The organism is Marinifilum sp. D714, from assembly GCF_030851345.1.
In the GTDB taxonomy this organism is placed as follows: domain Bacteria; phylum Bacteroidota; class Bacteroidia; order Bacteroidales; family Marinifilaceae; genus Marinifilum.
This window is the reverse complement of record NZ_JALPNU010000007.1, coordinates 93544-112503: the sequence shown is the minus strand read 5'-3', so window position 1 is coordinate 112503 and position 18960 is coordinate 93544. Positions and strand designations below refer to the sequence as shown.

At 35.2% G+C, this 18960-nt stretch carries 18 protein-coding genes and 1 riboswitch; of the genes, 8 read left to right on the top strand and 10 right to left on the bottom strand.

The window, feature by feature from the left end; genetic code table 11:
• The first annotated feature begins 533 nt into the window (after positions 1 to 533).
• From M0051_RS09200 to M0051_RS09180, 5 genes are all read left to right on the top strand, one after another.
• Positions 534 to 1277, top strand: a complete 744-nt coding sequence (locus M0051_RS09200; RefSeq protein WP_306741239.1) for a DUF6261 family protein — start codon at positions 534 to 536, stop codon at positions 1275 to 1277.
• 87 nt (positions 1278 to 1364) lie between these two features.
• Positions 1365 to 1640, top strand: coding sequence for a hypothetical protein (locus M0051_RS09195; RefSeq protein WP_306741238.1), 276 nt, complete (start codon positions 1365 to 1367; stop codon positions 1638 to 1640).
• Positions 1641 to 1738: 98 nt separating this feature from the next.
• On the top strand, positions 1739 to 2242 hold the full coding sequence (locus M0051_RS09190) for a hypothetical protein (RefSeq protein WP_306741237.1): 504 nt from the start codon (positions 1739 to 1741) through the stop codon (positions 2240 to 2242).
• An 18-nt stretch (positions 2243 to 2260) separates the two neighbouring features.
• Positions 2261 to 3121: a hypothetical protein gene (locus M0051_RS09185; RefSeq protein ID WP_306741236.1), complete on the top strand. Its 861-nt coding sequence runs from the start codon at positions 2261 to 2263 to the stop codon at positions 3119 to 3121.
• A gap of 47 nt (positions 3122 to 3168) precedes the next feature.
• On the top strand, positions 3169 to 3465 hold the full coding sequence (locus M0051_RS09180) for a hypothetical protein (protein WP_306741235.1): 297 nt from the start codon (positions 3169 to 3171) through the stop codon (positions 3463 to 3465).
• A 275-nt stretch (positions 3466 to 3740) separates the two neighbouring features.
• Here M0051_RS09180 and M0051_RS09175 read toward each other — a convergent pair whose 3' ends face one another.
• The 9 genes from M0051_RS09175 to thrA form a co-directional block, all read right to left on the bottom strand.
• Positions 3741 to 5699 (bottom strand): dihydrofolate reductase, encoded by a 1959-nt coding sequence (locus tag M0051_RS09175; protein WP_306741234.1) that lies wholly within the window; start codon positions 5697 to 5699, stop codon positions 3741 to 3743.
• A gap of 39 nt (positions 5700 to 5738) precedes the next feature.
• Positions 5739 to 6536 (bottom strand): hypothetical protein, encoded by a 798-nt coding sequence (locus tag M0051_RS09170; protein WP_306741233.1) that lies wholly within the window; start codon positions 6534 to 6536, stop codon positions 5739 to 5741.
• Positions 6533 to 7732, bottom strand: a complete 1200-nt coding sequence (locus M0051_RS09165; protein WP_306741232.1) for an aspartate aminotransferase family protein — start codon at positions 7730 to 7732, stop codon at positions 6533 to 6535. The genes M0051_RS09170 and M0051_RS09165 overlap by 4 nt, the downstream gene beginning before the upstream one ends.
• Before the next feature lie 53 nt (positions 7733 to 7785).
• Positions 7786 to 8493, bottom strand: coding sequence for a LytTR family DNA-binding domain-containing protein (locus M0051_RS09160; RefSeq protein WP_120239252.1), 708 nt, complete (start codon positions 8491 to 8493; stop codon positions 7786 to 7788).
• Positions 8494 to 8659: 166 nt separating this feature from the next.
• Positions 8660 to 9349, bottom strand: a complete 690-nt coding sequence (locus tag M0051_RS09155; protein ID WP_306741231.1) for an RNA methyltransferase — start codon at positions 9347 to 9349, stop codon at positions 8660 to 8662.
• Positions 9350 to 9419: 70 nt separating this feature from the next.
• A complete protein-coding gene (locus tag M0051_RS09150) occupies positions 9420 to 9692 on the bottom strand; it encodes an HU family DNA-binding protein (RefSeq protein ID WP_054717818.1) in 273 nt (90 codons plus the stop codon).
• Between the two features lie 433 nt (positions 9693 to 10125).
• Positions 10126 to 11418: a threonine synthase gene (gene thrC, locus M0051_RS09145; protein WP_306741230.1), complete on the bottom strand. Its 1293-nt coding sequence runs from the start codon at positions 11416 to 11418 to the stop codon at positions 10126 to 10128.
• A 21-nt stretch (positions 11419 to 11439) separates the two neighbouring features.
• Positions 11440 to 12423: a homoserine kinase gene (locus M0051_RS09140; RefSeq protein ID WP_306741229.1), complete on the bottom strand. Its 984-nt coding sequence runs from the start codon at positions 12421 to 12423 to the stop codon at positions 11440 to 11442.
• Positions 12424 to 12433: 10 nt separating this feature from the next.
• Entirely contained in the window at positions 12434 to 14896 is a 2463-nt protein-coding gene (thrA, locus tag M0051_RS09135; RefSeq protein ID WP_306741228.1) for a bifunctional aspartate kinase/homoserine dehydrogenase I, read from the bottom strand.
• 609 nt (positions 14897 to 15505) lie between these two features.
• Here thrA and M0051_RS09130 point away from each other — a divergent pair.
• Complete coding sequence (locus M0051_RS09130) at positions 15506 to 16237, top strand: hypothetical protein (protein WP_306741227.1); 732 nt, start codon at positions 15506 to 15508, stop codon at positions 16235 to 16237.
• Positions 16238 to 16359: 122 nt separating this feature from the next.
• Positions 16360 to 17010: an HAD family hydrolase gene (locus M0051_RS09125; protein WP_306741226.1), complete on the top strand. Its 651-nt coding sequence runs from the start codon at positions 16360 to 16362 to the stop codon at positions 17008 to 17010.
• Here the strand turns inward: M0051_RS09125 and M0051_RS09120 are convergent.
• Positions 17007 to 17939, bottom strand: a complete 933-nt coding sequence (locus M0051_RS09120; protein ID WP_306741225.1) for a cation diffusion facilitator family transporter — start codon at positions 17937 to 17939, stop codon at positions 17007 to 17009. The genes M0051_RS09125 and M0051_RS09120 overlap by 4 nt on opposite strands.
• 246 nt (positions 17940 to 18185) lie before the next feature.
• A riboswitch (molybdenum cofactor riboswitch) is annotated at positions 18186 to 18329 on the top strand.
• Between the two features lie 8 nt (positions 18330 to 18337).
• Here M0051_RS09120 and M0051_RS09115 point away from each other — a divergent pair.
• Positions 18338 to 18958, top strand: a complete 621-nt coding sequence (locus M0051_RS09115; RefSeq protein ID WP_306741224.1) for a hypothetical protein — start codon at positions 18338 to 18340, stop codon at positions 18956 to 18958.
• Positions 18959 to 18960: the final 2 nt, after the last annotated feature.

The window sequence follows — 18960 nt, the reverse complement described above, 5'->3', positions numbered from 1 at the left end:
CAGGATTACAAATTCTGGCAGGTTTTCTTTTATGCCACACCGTACAGACGTAGCATGCTACGTCTCTACCCAAATAACAAATTGCCAACAGATTTTCCTTTTCACTATCTGTCGAGAGCTCTTTTCCATTGAAATTTTCCCCTCCCCGATCATCGAGAGCATTTTGTCAGTAAAATTCTGAGTTTTTCGTTTGTCGAGAGCGTTTTGTCCGTTGGATTTTTGCAACTCTGAACGTCGAGAGCATTTTGTCAGGTGAAATTTGAAAACTTTTATCGTTGAGGGTATTTTGACAAAAGAATTATGCTCTCCCTCAAACTAAAGTTCGTTTTGCCAAGAACATTCATCTCTCAACATAAAAAACCAATTAAAGTACAATTATTTTCCATCAAATCAAGCTGTCAAATGTGCCAAGTTTGCTAAAATATTAAAATCAGTATTTTCATACTGATTAATTTTTACAATTCAATTTACTTTCATAATTTAGATTTACCCAATAATACAAAACCTTATATCACAAACCAAAACATTGAATTATGGAAATAAAAATCCTAAGCAGATGCGATGCAGACGAAGCAAAGCATATTGCAACCAACTCTCTCACTCTTTTGGGAGAACTCGATTTGAGCACCAATGCTTATTTATCAGACCTAAAAACGAAACTGAGTACTGAAACCAACACCTTATCAGGTGCATTAAGCATTGAACGAAAGCATGAGTACACCACAGAATTGGCTGATTTAGATCGCAATTTTGATGACAGGGTAATTTGTGTGAAAAAATTTATTGAAGCCAACACCTACTCTTCCGACGAAACCATAGCTAAAAATGCCGAGAAAGCTTTAGACAAACTGGCTAGTTACGATCCTACTTTCTACAAATTGGGTTACGAAAAAGAGTTGGCTCGTGCTTTTTCACTAGTAGAAGAATACGAAAAGCCTGATATGAAACCTGTGGTAGATTCCTTGGTAGGGGTTGCGGCTCCATTGGCAGAATTAAAAGCGGTTGCTACCGAGTTAAATACGCTTTACCTAAAGAACCAAGACATACAAGCCTTAAAGGAAGATACCATTCCTTCGAGCATTCAGAAAAAAGTGGTGATCGATATTTTTAACAACGAACTATTGCCTTACCTAATGGTGATGGCAAAAGTTCAAACTGATGAGTTTGACGAAGTTTATGCAAAAATTACTCACTACATCGAAACCATCAACACAAAAATAAGGACTCGTAGAAACCGACCTGCTTCAGAAGAAGAAGGAAACAGCGAGGCGGAATAAGTCATAAGTATTTAATTAATTGGGTAGAGACAAGGCTGTAAGGCCTTGTTTCGTTTTTTTAATTATTAACACATAAATCAAAAAGAAATGGCGCTAATAAGTAAATCAGATTTAGTCTACACGGACTATTCTTGGACTGTCTATAGAGACGACAATCCGAAAATTACGGGTAATCCAGACAACACTCTTCTTAATCGAAAAGAAGGATATGAAGTTCTTTATTTTATTAACAAGTTTGCAGATATTTATTCTCTTAAGAATAAATCAAGTGCAAATAAAATTGAAAAAATGATACGAGAAGATGTTCCAACTTCAATTAGAAGTCAAGATAAAATTAAAGATTGGATTAAAAATAATTGGTAAAACAGTATGTTTCAAAAATAGAGACAGGTATATTAATCCTGTCTCTTTACTCTCTATTATATTAAAAACTTACATTTTATGAATTTACCTCAACTCTTATGAAACACATAATCGTTTGCCTTACCCTGATACTATTTAGTAACTTAATGTATTCTCAAGGAAACTCTCCAACAAAAGAAGAAACTATTTTGTGGATTAATAAAAAAATAAGGGAGATTTCACCTAATAGCGAACAATTAAAATGTATATATAAATTCGAAGTCGAAAATTCTAACCTAACAATATCATGGGACTTCAAATTAAAAAATGAAGAACCAATCTTTTACACCACTAAACTTGATTTAAAAAGATTAAATGTTGATATAACAAGTAAGGATCAAATCCAGCTATTGAATTTTAGTTACCAAGATCAAAAACCTATCAAAGTTATCCTTATTGGGAATAATGTAAATGATAATGGCATGGGAGTTCAAAATCGTGAAATATTAAGCCTAGCTTTCCATGAAGAATCATTAAATGATGATTTAGCAAAGAGAATTTTAAAAGCCTTTAATCATTTAATTGAATTATTTGGAGGGAGAAATATTGAAAACTTATTTTAGAATTGAATCATTTTCAAAATGCCACTTTATAAACTAACAGAAGAATCTAAAAAGGAATACGCAAAAAAGTATTTAGAAAATCTAGAATATTGGTTAAGAAGGGTTATCGATCAACAATTATCAGCTGATTTTGGTAATGATTTTATTAACTATCAATCTCCTGTAGGTCATTTCTTAATAAAAAAGGAGATACGAGATAGCATAAACTCAAGGTTTCAAAAACATCCAGAAAGGTTTAGTAGAATAATAGATGCATCTCTTCTCGAACATTTAATCTATATCATTTGTAAAGAGGATTTATATCAAAAATATTTTCGCCCATTTTTTGAATCTAATTATCCATTAGGAAGAATTCAATTAAAGAATACATTAGAAGATCTCAGCGAAATAAGAAACCGCCTATATCATATCAATCCTATTTCGATTCGTCATTTAGAAAAAGTAATCTGTTACAGTAATGATATCATTGAATCCATAAAAATACAATACAGTAACATGAATCAAGAGAAAAAATTTAATGTACCGACAATTCTATCTTATTCTGATTCGTTAGGACAACACTTTCTTCGTGAAAATATTGATTGGGCAACCAATTGTTTAATAATTAATAATAGAGGATTCGATATTTATTGTAATGATACTGTAAGTCTACAAATTGAGGTAGATCCTTCATTTCATGAAAATGAATATGATCTAATTTGGAAATTTGATGACATGGAGGTTAAAAATCAAAAAAATATTGAGATCAATTTCGAAGCAAAGCATGTAGGTGAATTAAAATCAGTAGTGGTAAAAATAATTTCGAAGAATGAGTGGCACAAACTAAATGGATGTGATGACTGTTTAGCTATTCAATTTACTATTTTACCTCCAAAATAAACCTGTAAAGATTCGAAATCAAAATAAATCTTAATCAACATAAACCCATGAAATTAAAAGCAGCTTTCACTCTTAAAAGGCATATGGAAGATTTCATATTAAAAAAACTATATGAAGAAACACAGGATTTACGCGAGTTACCTAATTCTATAAAAAGAGAAATTATTAAGCACAAAATTAATGAATATAGTAACGAATTGAGAGGATTATCTCCAATAATTGAAGCGTATTTTGCCGATGACGTAGCTTTAAACATGAACTTTTCAAGTTCAGAATTAAATTTAATTATTGATGAAGCTGTCAGTTACGTGCAATTCGAACTTCTTGAAATGACTTCTAAATGAAAATCGCCATTGATTGGAATCGCAGGTTTATCGCATCGCATCGCATGTTAAATTATATTTATAAACCTGTCAGGACTTATATTGACTACCGTACAGACGTAGCATGCTACGTCTCTACTACCAAAACAAAAAAGGGCCTTTGCTAATAGCAAAAACCCTTTGTGTTCCTTTGTGAAAACCTTTTTTACCCTTTGTGGTAAATTTTCCTTTAGTTTTAAAATATTGATACCCTCACTTGAAGTGAGAGCATCAAACAGCTTTAAGATTCCTTCAAATTAGTTTACATGTGGCAAGAAAGAATACTTTTCACTGTACTCTAACATTTGTTCCATAAAGTCCATAGGATAGGATATCTCCACATCAACAATCTCATCATTTTCAATAATTGGATGATAATCAGGATTGATGAAACCAGCATAAGCCGCAAGATTCAATTTTTCGAATCGCTCTTTCACCTCTTTATGTAGATCCTCATCCACCTTAACACCATAATTCTCAACCAAAGCTTTTCCTGCTTCAAGATCTCCTACTGATTTTATTCTTTGTACTTCGGCAAGCAATTCTCCAAATAGCCCCCTCAGTTTTTCGTAATCCTTCACCACAAAGAAAGTTTTGTCTTCCTTCTTCACTTTCTCAATTGCATTGTCACCTCTTTCAAATACCCATTTTGCAATCAACTGTCTGTTTCGCATGTGCGATTCCTCAATATCCTTACCCAATTCTATACGGGTAAGTTGAGTCAATAATCCGTTACGGATGTATCCATCGTACTCTGCTTTTGCAACATCCAGACTTGGCATCAATCCAATTTCAACCATTTTCGGATCCATCATATAGTACAGTGCAAACAAATCAGCTCTTGCCTCTTCCAATGTAGAATGGTAGTTTTTCAAAGCATCCATACCCACGCCTGACAACAATTGTCCCGATCCATGCCCCAAACATTCATGCAAATCGGTATGCAGATTTCCACCTAAATAGCCATGCTCTTTCGCTCTTGCAACTTCCTCATCGCTATAAGCAAACTCTTCCAACATTCCACTTTTCAGCGATGATTGATGATAGGCATGTGTAATGTTATCGATGGTTACAGATTTACTTCCGTGCTCTTTTCTTATCCATTCGGCATTTGGCAAGTTAATTCCAATAGGCGTAGCCGGATGACAATCGCCTCCTAACATGGCTACTGTAATTACTTTGGCACTCACACCTTTTACCTCATCCTTTTTAAATCTATCATCAACCGGCGAATTATCCTCGAACCATTGTGCATTATCCGAGATAATTTCTGTGCGTTTGGTAGCCTCAACATCCTTAAAGTTCACAACCGATTCCCAGCTTGCTTTAAAGGCTAGTGCATCGCCGTAAACCTCAATAAATCCGTTTACCACATCTACATGAGCATCCAAATCCTTCACCCAAAGAATAGAATATTCGTCGAATGTTTTTAAATCGCCTGTTCTATAAAAATCAACCAATTTTATTAATGATTCCTTCTGAAGATCACTATCCGCAACTTCTATCGCTTTCTCTAACCAGAAAACTACTTTCTCAATTGCAGAAGAATACATTCCTCCAATCTTCCAGATTTTTTCAATTAATTGGCCATTCTCTTTGGTCAGCTTCGAATTTAAACCAATGGACAGAGGTCTCTCAGCATCACCCTTATCAGCATTAGAGTAGAATTCTTCTACCTCTTTTTGCGTGACTCCTTCGTAGTAATTGTTCGCCGAATCGGCAATTAAATCCAAATCAGGATTTAAAACAACTCTTTTTGCCTCAGTGTTTTCCTCAAAAATTACCGGCACCAATTGATTCATTAAATCTATTATCTCTTCTTTTTCGCCTAATGGCAATAAATCAGGATTGGTATTGGCTAATAAATCTCCAAAATATTCCTCATCGAAATCTGGCAGAAACTTATCCATCGAATAATGATGGTGAATTCCATTGGAGAACCACACTCTTTTTGTGTAAACCAAAAAGTTCTTAAAATCTTCCGACTCTCTATCTCCATAGAATGATTTTACAATGGCTTCTAAAGTTCTTCTAATTCTTAAATTGTACTTGTTATTCTGATCGAATAGAATATCACGTCCACACCTTGCTGCTTCAGCCAAAAAGTAAATCAGCTTTTTTTGCTGCAAACTCAAATCTCCAAAGCCTGGTACCTGATATCTTAATATTTTAACATCGGCAAATTGCTCCGTCTGATATTTAAATGTATCGCTCATTAATTATACCTTTTTTATAAATAGATTTTCTTAACGGTATTACTTGTTTCTTACATCCACATCTTCCTGTAGAATCCAAATTCCCTTTTTCAACAGTAAAGCATCGTGTGTAAAATCCGGACCGTAATATTCAAATTGGTTTGCGAATTGAGGCTTGGAAGGCGACAGATGATCGAACACCAATCTCTTTTCTTTTTCCTGGTAATTGATACTCATTCGTGCTTGCTTTGCGTATTCGAAAACCACACGATTCAGTTGTTTTCCCCTCCAGGCAATTACGGGCTTTCCAAACTTTATCCCCGATTTTTCAAAACTCAACACTTCTATCAGTTTCTTATTGGTTGAAACATTGTTTCCATCCCACCCCAATAGCAAATAGCTTGCTCCACCTTTCGATTTGAATGGGATAATCTGATAATACAAAGCTCCCGGCCAATTTTCCGGCAGATATCTTGAGAACATATCTGCCTCCGTTTTATCGGAAAGAAGCTTCACCTTTATTTTAGATTTCTCCTTGTATTGAAGTATTCCAAAATACTTATAACTTCCATCGGAGAGCACACAATTCCAATTGTAAATTCTAAATCTAAGATCTGGCGATGTAATTTTTCCAATCCGGTTAAGTTTGGAAAAAGCATAATCAAAACTTTCCTTTTGGGGTAATACGCGCAGAAAGGAATCTTCAATTTTCTTACAGATTACAAGTTTTATCGAATCATTGTCAGCTTGCACCAGCTGTTCAAAATCACCTGCAATTTCCTTCTCAACTTCCAATAATTGTGCATTGGCACCGAGGTTCATGCACAAAAGAATAATTACAACTCCAATAAATCTCATGCCTGTTTTTTTACTTTATCCATTGCCTGAATCAAAAGATTAGAAGCGTGACGAATTTCCTCATCGGTAATATTCAACGGAGGAGCAATCCGGTAAGCATCATCACAGAAAAGGAAAGCATCCATTACAACTCCCAGCTCATGTGCTTCTTTCATTATCTCCAACATGATTTCTTTCGACTCTACAATAACTGCCACAAAAAGTCCCAGTTGACGGAACCCTTTCACCAAAGGATGATCTTTTAGAAGCTCCACAAACAACTCTCCTTTGCGCTGAACATCATCAACAATATTTTCTTCCAAAAGAACCTCTAATGAAGCTTTGGCAGCTGCACAACAAACCGGATGACCTCCAAAAGTTGTGATGTGTCCTAACATTGGATTGGTTTTGAAGGAATCCAAAATTTTCTTGTCAGAAATAAAAGCACCAACTGGCATTCCACCACCCATTGCTTTTGCCAAACACAAAATATCAGGCACAACATCGAAATGTTCGAATGCAAATAATTTTCCAGTTCGTCCAAAACCCATTTGTACCTCATCAAAAATCAGCAAAGCTCCTTTCTCAGTACAACGGGCTCTCAATGCCTGAATGTATTCTTTCGAAGGAATAATCATTCCACCTTCCGATTGTATTGGTTCCAGAATTACGCAAGCCGTTTTCTCGGTAATTTGTTTCAAATCACCTTGGTTTCCGAACTCAATCATTCTTACATCTGGCAGCAATGGACGAAATGAATTTTTCATTTCCTCATCGCAAAGCACACTTAATGCTCCATGTGTGCTGCCATGATATGCTCTTGTAAAGTGAATAATTTCGGTTCTGCCAGTATATCTTTTGGCTAATTTAAGTGCACCTTCATTGGCTTCACTTCCTGAGTTCACGAAGTAAACTGAATTTAAGCTTTCCGGAAGATTATCGGATAATAATTTGGCAAGTTGAACCTGCGGAGTTTCTATAAATTCACCATACACCATCAAGTGCATGTATTTATCTACCTGGTCTTTTATGGCTTGCTTTACCCTTGGATGGCCATGTCCCAGGTTACTAACAGAAACGCCCGAAACGAGATCCAAATATGGTTTCCCGTTCGGGTCGTACATATATATACCTTCTGCTCTTTCTATTTCCAATGCGATTGGAAAATCAGAAGTTGTAGCTACGTGTTGTAGAAATAATTGTCTATTGGTAATCATATACAGAATTTTTATTGAATACAAAATTCAAAAAAATCCTGCGATAAAGAAAACTATCGAGTCATTAAATTAATATCACCCATTAATTTATCGCGATACGATTTTCCAATTGGAATTGATTTTGGTCCTCCATCGGTATCAATTATCACTGAATTATCCTCAATCATTTCAATCTTACTTAGATTTACAATGTAAGAACGATGTATTCTTGAGAAACGTGCTGCTGGCATTTTTTCTTCAATAGCCTTCATTGTAAAGTGAATGGTATACTTTTCTTGATAGGTATTCACCACAACATAATTCTCCAATGCCTCAATCCAAAGAATATCATCGTAATTTAAACGAACCAGCGATGAGTTGCTCTTAATAAAGATCTCGTTCTTATCCTGAATAAATCCTTCGCTATTTTTATAACGCTTATTTGCCTTATTAGCTGCTTTAAAAAATCTACTGTAACTAATCGGTTTTAGTAAGTAATCTGTTACATCATACTCAAAAGCTTCAAGAGCATATTGCTCTTTTGAAGAAATAATAATAATCTGAGGAGTTGTGTTAAGGCTATTCAGAAATTCCATTCCACTCATTTCCGGCATTTCAATATCTAAAAAGATTAAGTCTACAGGCTCATTCTTTTTAATATTATTAATCGCATCAATAGCACTTGGATAGGATGCTCCAAATGTAAGGAAATCGGTTCTCTCAATATAACTCTCTACAACTTTTCTAGAAAGCTTATCATCGTCAATTACAACACAATTCATATAGTGGTATTATTTAAATGTCAGGAATTAGCGAATAAATTTTATTTATCTATTCTAATAATGTCTTCATCAAAAATAATAATCTTTTTACCATTTCCGAAATATTTAATGAAAATATTAAAGGTCTAGATACATACCCATTAAAGTCTTCTAAATATTATCATTTTCAATCAATTCCCCAACGTCTGAATTGCTCTTCTAACAATTTATCTCCTCTTTTAACTGATTTTTTTAGCCACTCTAATTTAAGCTCTAAGCTTTCTTGTTCCGATAACTGCCATTTTACGTCAGTTCTGCGCACTTCTGTCGCCAAATGATTTAACACAAGGGCTGCTGAAACCGAAATATTAAAACTCTCTGTAAAGCCATACATTGGGATTTTAACAAACTCATCAGCGTGATCCATTACAACATCTGATAATCCTGTTAGTTCTGTTCCAAAAAAAAATGCGGATTTACCCTTCGACAAATCAAAATCTGGTAAAAGAACATCATTGGTATGAGGTGTTGTAGCAACAATTCTATAGCCTTTTTCTTTCAAAGAATTTATAGTATCAAGCGTATTCTCATCCTTTTCATTATACCGATGTAAATCTACCCATTTTGAAGATCCCATAACAACATCAGGGTTTAAAGTGTATTCATTTGAGTTTTCGATTACATGCAAATCCTGAATACCAAAACAATCGCAGGATCGAATTACAGCACTTGCATTTTGCGGCTGAAAAATATTTTCCAATGCCACGGTAATATATCTTGTGCGGTTGCCTACATTTTCATTTATCAGATTTATGCGTTTTTCTGTTGCAAATTCTTCAAGAAATTGAATTGATCTGATCAGTACATCTTTTTCCATCTTTAAAATTTGTGGTATAAAAAAAGGAGGTAATTTCTACCCCCCTAATTTCTTATGACTTACAATATATTTATTGTACTGAGTCTGCTAATTCTGAACCAGCCTTAAATTTAATAACCTTTTTTGCAGGGATATTGATTGGCTTACCAGTTTGTGGGTTTCTACCAGTTCTAGCGTCACGCTTAGATACAGAGAATGAACCGAATCCAACAAGGGCTACTCTATCATCACCTTTTAATGCTTCAGTAGTAGTTTCAATAAAAGCGTCTAATGCTTTTTTAGAATCAGCTTTAGTTAAACCAGCCTTGCTAGCAATTGCATCAATTAATTGAGCTTTGTTCATAACTTTATAAAATTTTAGGGTTAAAAAATGCTTTTAAATTTGATTTATATACAAATATAAAGGATTTCTGGACGTTTGCAAATTTCAATTACGAAAAAACAAGAAAATTCATCTTTTAAAAATAAAAACATAATAAAGGAACTATTTTTTTACAACTGCACTGAATATGAAACACACAGCAGTAATTATAAAATCATAAAACTATTCATCCTCGATTTTAGTTTAACCAAATTCTATTTACGAAAAGCTTTTTCAAAAATCAATCATTTAAACTAGATCTACAACACACCTATCCTTAAGCCCTTATCTTCTGAAAGATAAGATAAATTCACAATCGTTGATTATTTTCCCTAACATCTATAAACACCTTATCACCAAGCTATTTAAATACAAAAAAACCAAGCCTTTGGGCCTGGTTTAATCATATCATTTTTTATCTCAATAGATAATTTTTTAACGCATGATATTCTTTTCCGATAACAACGCATTTTTTTTCTTTTTTTAAACATTCTTGCAAGTAATTGGGTATTCTCACCTCTATTTCAATTACATCTTCAACAATGTCTTTAAACTTAGCAGGATGTGCTGTTTCTAAAAATATCCCAACTTGTTTTCCTCTATTAAGGTATTTGTTAAGTCCCAAATAGCCAACCGCACCATGTGGATCTAAAACATACGACTCACGCTCATAAACTTCTTTCATAACAGCTTTGGTTTCTTCATCAGAATACCAAGCTCCTTTTAAATCTTTAATCACATCAGAGTATTTCTCTTTATAAATCTCCATCATTCGCGAGAAATTACTAGGAGTTCCAACATCCATGGCATTAGAAATGGTTTGAACTGATGGTTTAGGCTCATATTTTCCGCTATCTAAATAGTCTGGCACAATCTTGTTTCTATTTGCAGCTGCAACAAATTTATGAATTGGCAATCCCATTTGCTTTGCCAACAGCCCTCCTGTAAGATTACCGTAATTTCCACTAGGCACAGAAACAATTACCTCCTTGTTTTTCTCTTGCAATTGAGCCCACGCATAAAAATAATAGAAACTTTGAGGCAACAGACGAGCAATATTAATGGAGTTGGCAGAAGTTAGTTTGTATTTTGTATCCAATTCGTCATCTGCGAAAGCTTCCTTAACCAAAGCCTGGCAATCGTCAAATGTTCCTTCCACTTCTAGAGCTGTTATGTTTTGCCCCATAGTGGTAAGCTGCTGCTCCTGAATATGACTTACCTTTCCCTTCGGATAAAGAATAATCACATTCACACCCTCAACTCCCAAAAATCCATTGGCAACGGCACTTCCTGTATCACCTGAAGTGGCAACCAGTATGGTAAGCTCTTTTTTACTCTCTTTTGCAAAAGCACTTAAACATCGACTCATAAAACGTGCTCCAACATCCTTAAATGCACAAGTTGGACCATGAAATAACTCTAAGCCATACACTCCTTCTTCTACCTTAACCAAAGGAATCGGAAAACTGAATACTTCTTCACAAATATTCTTGAGTAGCTTTTCATCTATATCTTCATCCACAAAATGCCTAGCCACTTCAAATCCTATTTCTGCGAGACTTTTATTAGGCAAATCTTGAAAAAACCGATCGCTCAGTTTTGGAATATCAACAGGAAAAAACAGACCTTTATCGGGAGCTAATCCTTTTATTACAGCCTCTTTAAAACTGTATCGCAATTCTTTATTATTGGTACTGAAATACTTCATTATTATTCAATGTTTTTCTGATTATAAGATTTTAACTCCTCCCTCACTCACTTTTGACACATAAATCTTATAGTCCAATTCTGTTCTTCTGAATACAGTATCCATAGCTCCAGCAATTACATCTGCTGTTTCTTTTCCATTTGCCAAAGCAAATACCGATGGTCCCGAACCAGAAATACTACAACCCAAAGCTCCTGATTCCATTACTGATAGTTTCAGTTCATCAAACTCAGGAATCAAAACTTTCCTTTGTGGTTCAACAATATGATCTTCCAACGATCGACCTATTAACTCATAATTTGAAGTATAAAGACCTGACATTAGTCCAGCAACATTTCCCCACTGACGAATGGCCTTTTTCAAAGGAATTTCAGGAGAAAGAAGTTCTCTTGATTCTTTGGTTTTAATTTCAATTTGCGGATGTATCACCACACACCATAAATCTTTTGGTGGCTCAATATGAATCACATCCAATGGATTGTATCCTCGAATCAAACAAAAACCTCCCAGTGTAGCTGGTGCAACATTATCGGCATGAATATCACCTGATGCAACCTCTTCGCCTTTCATAGCAAAATCAACCAGCTGCATTCTCGAATAGGGTTTCCCCAATAATTCATTGGCTGCAACCACTGCTCCTGCCGCACTAGCTGCACTTGAACCGATACCACTTCCAGGTTTTATATTCTTTAAGATCTCAACATCAAATCCCTGATCACTTCCCAGATCATCCAATAATGCCTGAATGGCAACTCCTGCAACATTTTTCTTTGGGTCGGTTGGCAAGCTCTCATATCCATTTACTGGACTAATTCTGATCTTGTTTTCATTGTTCTTTTTAAGAATCATTTGGTCACCAATTCCATCAATGGCAAATCCCAATATATCGAAACCACACCCAACATTTGAAACACTTCCGGGTGCAAACACTTTAACTTCTTCTGACATCTCATTTATTTTTTTACTACTGTCTTCCATGCAATAGTTTACTGATTTACGATCCATCCTACCTCAATTAATTTCTGCTAACTCGTATAATATCACCAAAAATACCCGATGCCGTAACCTCAGCTCCAGCTCCAGCTCCTTTAATAATTAAAGGCTGATCGTCATACCATTTGGTGTTTAGCGAAATCACATTATCCTTACCATGAATATCGTAAAACGGATGATCAGGGCTTACTTCCTTCAAACTCACATTTGCTTTTCCATTTTTAAAGGAAGCGATATATCTAAATCGAACATTTTTCTCTTTCATTACTTCTCTCCAAGCTTCGAAATAATCATTATTGGCTTCCAAATCTTCCAATAGTTCATCGGCAGAATTTCCTTGCAGGCATGATTCTGGAATCATTGGTTGATGCTCCACCTCACTCTCTTCCAATTGGTAACCTGCTTCACGCGATAAAATCAGTAGCTTTCTCAGAACATCCATTCCACTCAAATCAATTTTAGGATCAGGTTCAGTAAATCCTTGCTCCATAGCCATTTTTACAGCTTCGAAAAAAGAGCGACCTTTGTTAAATTCGTTCATGATGAAATTTAAGCTACCCGAAACTACCGCATCAATCCCAACAATTTCATCACCTGTGTTTACCAAACTATTAATGGTACTAATTACTGGTAAACCGGCTCCAACATTACTTTCGAACATGAACTCGACATTGTGCTTTTTAGCTGTAGCTTTTATCTTACTATAATTGTCGTAATCAGATGATGCCGCAATTTTATTACAGGCCACAATTGCAACCGTAGAATTTAATATCTGCTCGTATACTTCGCTTACCTTTTCGCTTGCGGTGATATCAACAAAAATTCGATTTCTCAGGTTCGATTGATCCATTAGGCGAACAAACTCTTGCAAATCTGCTTGAACTCCATTCTTATTCAATTTGTCTTCCCAATTTTCCAGTAGCTTTTCATCTTCAGCAAAGTACATTTTTCTACTATTTGTAACAGCTCTAACAATTAACTGTAGCCCTTTTTCTTCCAGAAGATGTTCGTATTGATTTTTAATAAATTCGAGAAGCTTACCTCCCACATTACCAAGTCCGGCAATATAAAGGTTCACCTTTTTGTAGGTAGAATCGAAAAACTCTTCATGTATTACGTTCAGCACCTTTTTAATATCCTTGGTGCGAACCATGAATGTAAGGTTCATTTCATTTCCACCTTGAGCCATTGCGCGAATATTTACACCATTCTTGCCAAGAACGCTAAATACTTTGCCTGAAATACCTGGAGTGAATCCCATATCTTCACCAACAATGGCTACCACTGATAAATTCTCTTCCACTGCTGGTTCATTTACAAGATTCATATTGATCTCCATTTCGAATTCTTCACGCAACGCATCCACAGCCAACTCTGTATCATTTTTATGGATACCAACACTGATACTATGCTCCGATGATGCCTGGGTAATCAATACCACATTGATTTTACTATGCGCCAAACTTGTAAAAAATCGAGAGGCAAATCCGCTAATTCCCATAACTCCACTCCCCGAAAGGGTAAACAAGTTAGTATCGTTAACCGATGACAAACCACGAACAACAGAACGAACCTCCCCGGGAGTTTTGCTGATTAAAGTTCCCTCATCATCAGGTTCGAAAGTATTTTTAATTCTAACATCTATTTGATTCTGTACTACAGGAATTAAAGTAGGAGGATAAATCACTTTAGCTCCGAAATGCGACAATTCAATGGCTTCCTGAAATGACATTCTTTCAATAGGTAAAGCCTGAGAAACAAATCGAGGATCAGCAGTATACATACCGCTCACATCCGTCCAAATTTCCAATTCAGAACACCCCAAGCCTGCAGCTAGAATTGAAGCGGTATAATCCGAACCTCCTCTTCCAAGAAGCGTTATTTCTCCTTTTGCTCCAGAAGCCACAAATCCTGGAAACAATGCAACTTCAAATTCTTTTTCCTTTATTGATTCAAGATTTAGGTTGGTCTGTTTAGCATTTAAATAAACCCCTTTCCCATTTTGTGTTTTGATATACTCTCTGGAATCGAAATATGCTGTTTGTAATCCAGCATTGTTAAAGAATTCCGATAAAATTGCCGCAGACAACAACTCTCCCGAACCCAATATAACGCTACGAACTTTCTCCGAAATATCTTCCAACAAATAAACCCCTTGTAAAAGCTCCGATATTTCTTCAAATTTTGCATTGATCTTTTCATTCAGATTGCCACTTACTCCAAGTTGCTGAATCATTTCCTGATGTCTCTGCTTCAGAACTTCCAGAACACTTTTGTATTCCTTGTTTCGTTCACTTGCCAAGCTAATACAGCGTTCCAATTCATCAGTTACACCTCCAAAAGCCGACACAACTACAACTTGCTTACAGCTTTTTTGATTCTTTTTGACAATCTCTTTCACCCGATTACAGTTATCTGCATTGGCTACCGAGCTTCCTCCAAATTTTAAAACTTTCATGATTTTCACTTCTTCTAATAAGTTCATCTCCCTACAAATGTCAACTCCCTTATCAATGATTATATAATGGTTATAGTTATTTGATATTTAGTGCTTTTAACATCGCACAAATGAATTTACGACATATTAAACAATCAGGCACAAATATTTCTATGTACTTTTTGAGTATGATAATACTCACCTTTGGTGATATGTAATAATATAGACCCCTAAAGGGTCGTTGTAGTTGTGGTGGTAGTTGTAATATCAATAATGCCCATAGCGCCTCGCATACCAATAATTGGCATGTTCATCATAGCTATGTTAATATTTTTATGCATTAGCGAATATTACTTTTCGTTGTGAGCATCAAATATAAAGATTTTTTGTTACTAAATATTCATGTTAAAATAAAATTTAATACTACCTAGGATATTGGCAGTATCCCAGCCCTGTTATCGATAGTAGCATGGTCAGAGTATTTATAGTAACATGCGCCTGTTCAAATTGAACTCAAAATTCAAACTCTCTATAATACTTCACCATTTCAAACACACTCTCTATTAGCTTGATTTTCTATCGTTTAATAAATCTTAATTAGACTCTTTCCAAATAATTGTCGTAAATTTGGGGATATTCACTAAAAAAATATTTATCATGAAGAAGATGAGTTTAATCCTAGGCTTAGCACTTTTCTGCACATTTGTTGCATTTGGCCAGGAAAAAGAGGAGAAGAAAACTGTGGTGGTAGAAAGTGTATATATTTTACCGAAACGTGGAATGTCAGATAAATTTGAGCAAGCAATTAAAGCTCATAACGATAAGTTTCATCCTGAAGGAGATTATGTAGCAGGCTTAAGAAGAGTAGACTATGGACAAAAAGCTGGATGGTATGTGTGGATTATGGGTCCTACAACTTATGCTGCACTTGATAGCCGTCCGTCAAAACAAAATGGACATGATGAAGACTGGGACAATAATATTGACCCATTGGTTGAAAAATATGGAGCTGTAAACTTATGGAATTTCAATGAAAAACTGTCTTTTGGTATGGATCTGGTAAAAAAAGCAAAACATTATGAAGCTTGGGCTGTTGACATTAAGCGTGGACAGTATTATCGCTTTAAAGCCATTGCCGAAAAACTCATGAAAACTTCCGAAAGTCTGGGAGTTGCATTCCTGGTATTCAACAACCCACTTCATACTACTGGTAGTGCAGATGTTGGTTTGGTTTGGAATTTTGACAGTTATGATGCCTGGTCGCAGGATATTGGTTTCATGAAAGCATATGAAAAATTGTATGGTAAAGGAACTTGGCAAAACATGATTGATGAATGGTTCGATATCATGGTTGATTATAATGCTGAGTTACGATCTACTGTTCACTAAAAAAAGAAAATATATTTATAAGCCGGACTGAATATCTCATTCCGGCTTTTATTTTTAAGGGATTTTTATTTTGCAATAAGATATTAGTGTGCAATATTTGCATTTCAATCTATACATATATCATGATAAAAGGAGTAATTTTTGATCTTGATGGCACACTTGCCAATTCTATTGAGGACATTGCCGATTCTATGAATCAGGTTTTAGAAGAAAATAATTTTCCAACACACGATTATGCAACTTACAAAACCTTTGTTGGAAGAGGCGTAAGAACTTTAGTCGAAAAATCTTTACCGCTGGAAAATAGAGATACAACAGAAATAGAGAAGAACTTTGATCGCATGATGCAAGTTTACGGTGAAAACTGCATTGTTAAAACTTGCCTGTATCCTGGTATAAAAGATTTATTAGACGCTCTAAGTGAAAGAGGCATTAAGATTTCAGTTTTCTCGAACAAAGCTAACGAATTGACTCAAAAAGTAGTTAAGGTTTTACTTGCCGATTGGAAGTTGGAATATGTATTAGGAGCTGGCGGCGACATCCCTCGAAAACCAGATCCTAAAGGAGCAATTCTAATTGGTGAGAAAATGGGAATTGATCCTTCGGAACTTATGTATATAGGTGACTCTGGTGTTGATATGGCCACTGCTCAAAATTCAGGCATGCATGCAGTTGGTGTTCTTTGGGGATTTAGAGAAATGGAAGAGCTACTTACCAATGGTGCCCAAACAATATTGGAAAAGCCAATGGATTTAATGACCTCATTCGATTAATGCGAATGAGGCTTTTCTTGCTTCACCAAACTTTCATCCTGGCAATATCCATTAATTTCGGGCTGTAAGGTAACATGGTTAATTTCAAAGTCATCATGAAGAATGCGTTCGAGTGCATATAGAACCTTGTTCACTTCACTTAATGGCATATCCTCTTTAAAACTAACATGCGCCTCAAAATTGATTTGTTTATCATCCAATTGCCATACATGGACATGATGAATATTTTTAATCTCCTTAACTGATTTTACTTTCTGCTGCACCTCTTCCAAATTGATATGAATTGGAGCAAACTGCATAATGATTCTTATGCTTTCAACAATTAATCCCCAACTGGAATAAACGAGATATAGCGCAATGGCAATGGATAAAACACTATCTACCCAACTTACCTTCCACATGTACATCACAAATCCGCCCAATACCACGGCAATGGAAGAAACCATATCGCTAAGCAAGTGCAAATAAGCTGATCGCATATTGATATTGTTCTTAGCATCTTTCACTACCAACAATACACTTGCGCCATTTAGAACAATGGAAAGTCCTCCCAGAATCATAACCAATCCTGATTGAATTTCCTGTGGTTCGCCCAAACGTTCCACTGCTTCTTTAAGTAAAAAAAATGCGATAACAATTAAAGAAACTGCATTAATAAGTGCAGCCAAAATTTCCGCACGTTTGTAACCAAAGGTCTGACGAGCCGTTTGTTTTCTTCCTGCCAACTTGCTTGCAAACCAACTAATCACCAATGCTAAAACATCTGAGAAATTGTGTAAAGCATCTGACAACAAGGCTAAACTTCCTGAAATAAAACCACCTACCACTTGAGCAACAGTTATTCCAACGTTTAGTAAAATGGCTATTCCTAGATTTCTTCCTTTCAAGTTTCCATGATCATGTTTATGATCGTGTCCGTGCTTTCCCATATTCCATTAATATATTTGACTGGTTTGTAAATAAAACCATTTTTTAATAAAACTAATTATAAATAAGCTTCTTTTTTTCTTTCCTTCTCATCTTATTAATTGGATACAGTAAGTCTGAAAGCATAGTAAAACAAGAGTTTCCAGCAATCCTTTAATAATTTACACAATCGATAACATTACAAAACCATTACATTAGTAACACATACACATTTGTAGATTCGTTAATATTAATATCTTTACGATGAATAATAAAAATAACTCCGAGTTTATAAGCTCTAAACAGATTAATATAACTGCAAGATTTATAAACCGATGGGTAAGTTTGGAAACGAATTTGCCTCCCGCAGGATAAAAGTCCAAAAATTGGAAAGGAGCGAAATTGATGTGAATGATAATTGATGGTACCCTCTGGTACTGGTCTGTTTCAGCATACATTACCTCCAATTCTGCACCGAGTTGGAGGTTTTTTGTATATGGCAATTCAAAGAGAAAATATAATTCTGCTGGCTGGTAATGGCCAGAATGTTGGTAAAACTCTCTTTGCTTGTCAGCTTATTAATTCGTTAAAACAAAAGTATTCGGTTATCGGAATTAAAATATGTCCTCACTTTCATGAGCTTAAGCCAGATACAGAGTTTGTTGTAAAAAATACGAATTATCAGATTACAAAAGAACACCTTCAACAAGGTAAAAAAGATAGTAACCGACTTCTCGCCGCAGGAGCAAAAGAAGTATATTATATACAAGCAAAAGATGATTATCTTAAGGAGGTTCTAAGCTGTCTGGATAAAATAATTTCAAATAATCAGCTTTTAATTATAGAATCGGGAGGGTTGAGAAAGATTCTTGAGCCTGGATTATTTATAATGATAGAAAGCAAAAACAATAAAAAACTAAAGCCCAACACAAAAGAATACAGAGAATTGGCTGATCTGATTATTGAATTTAATGGTGAAGAGTTCAATTTTGATTCTGATAAGATCGATTTCTCTGATCAAAAATGGGTAATAAAGAACTAGCA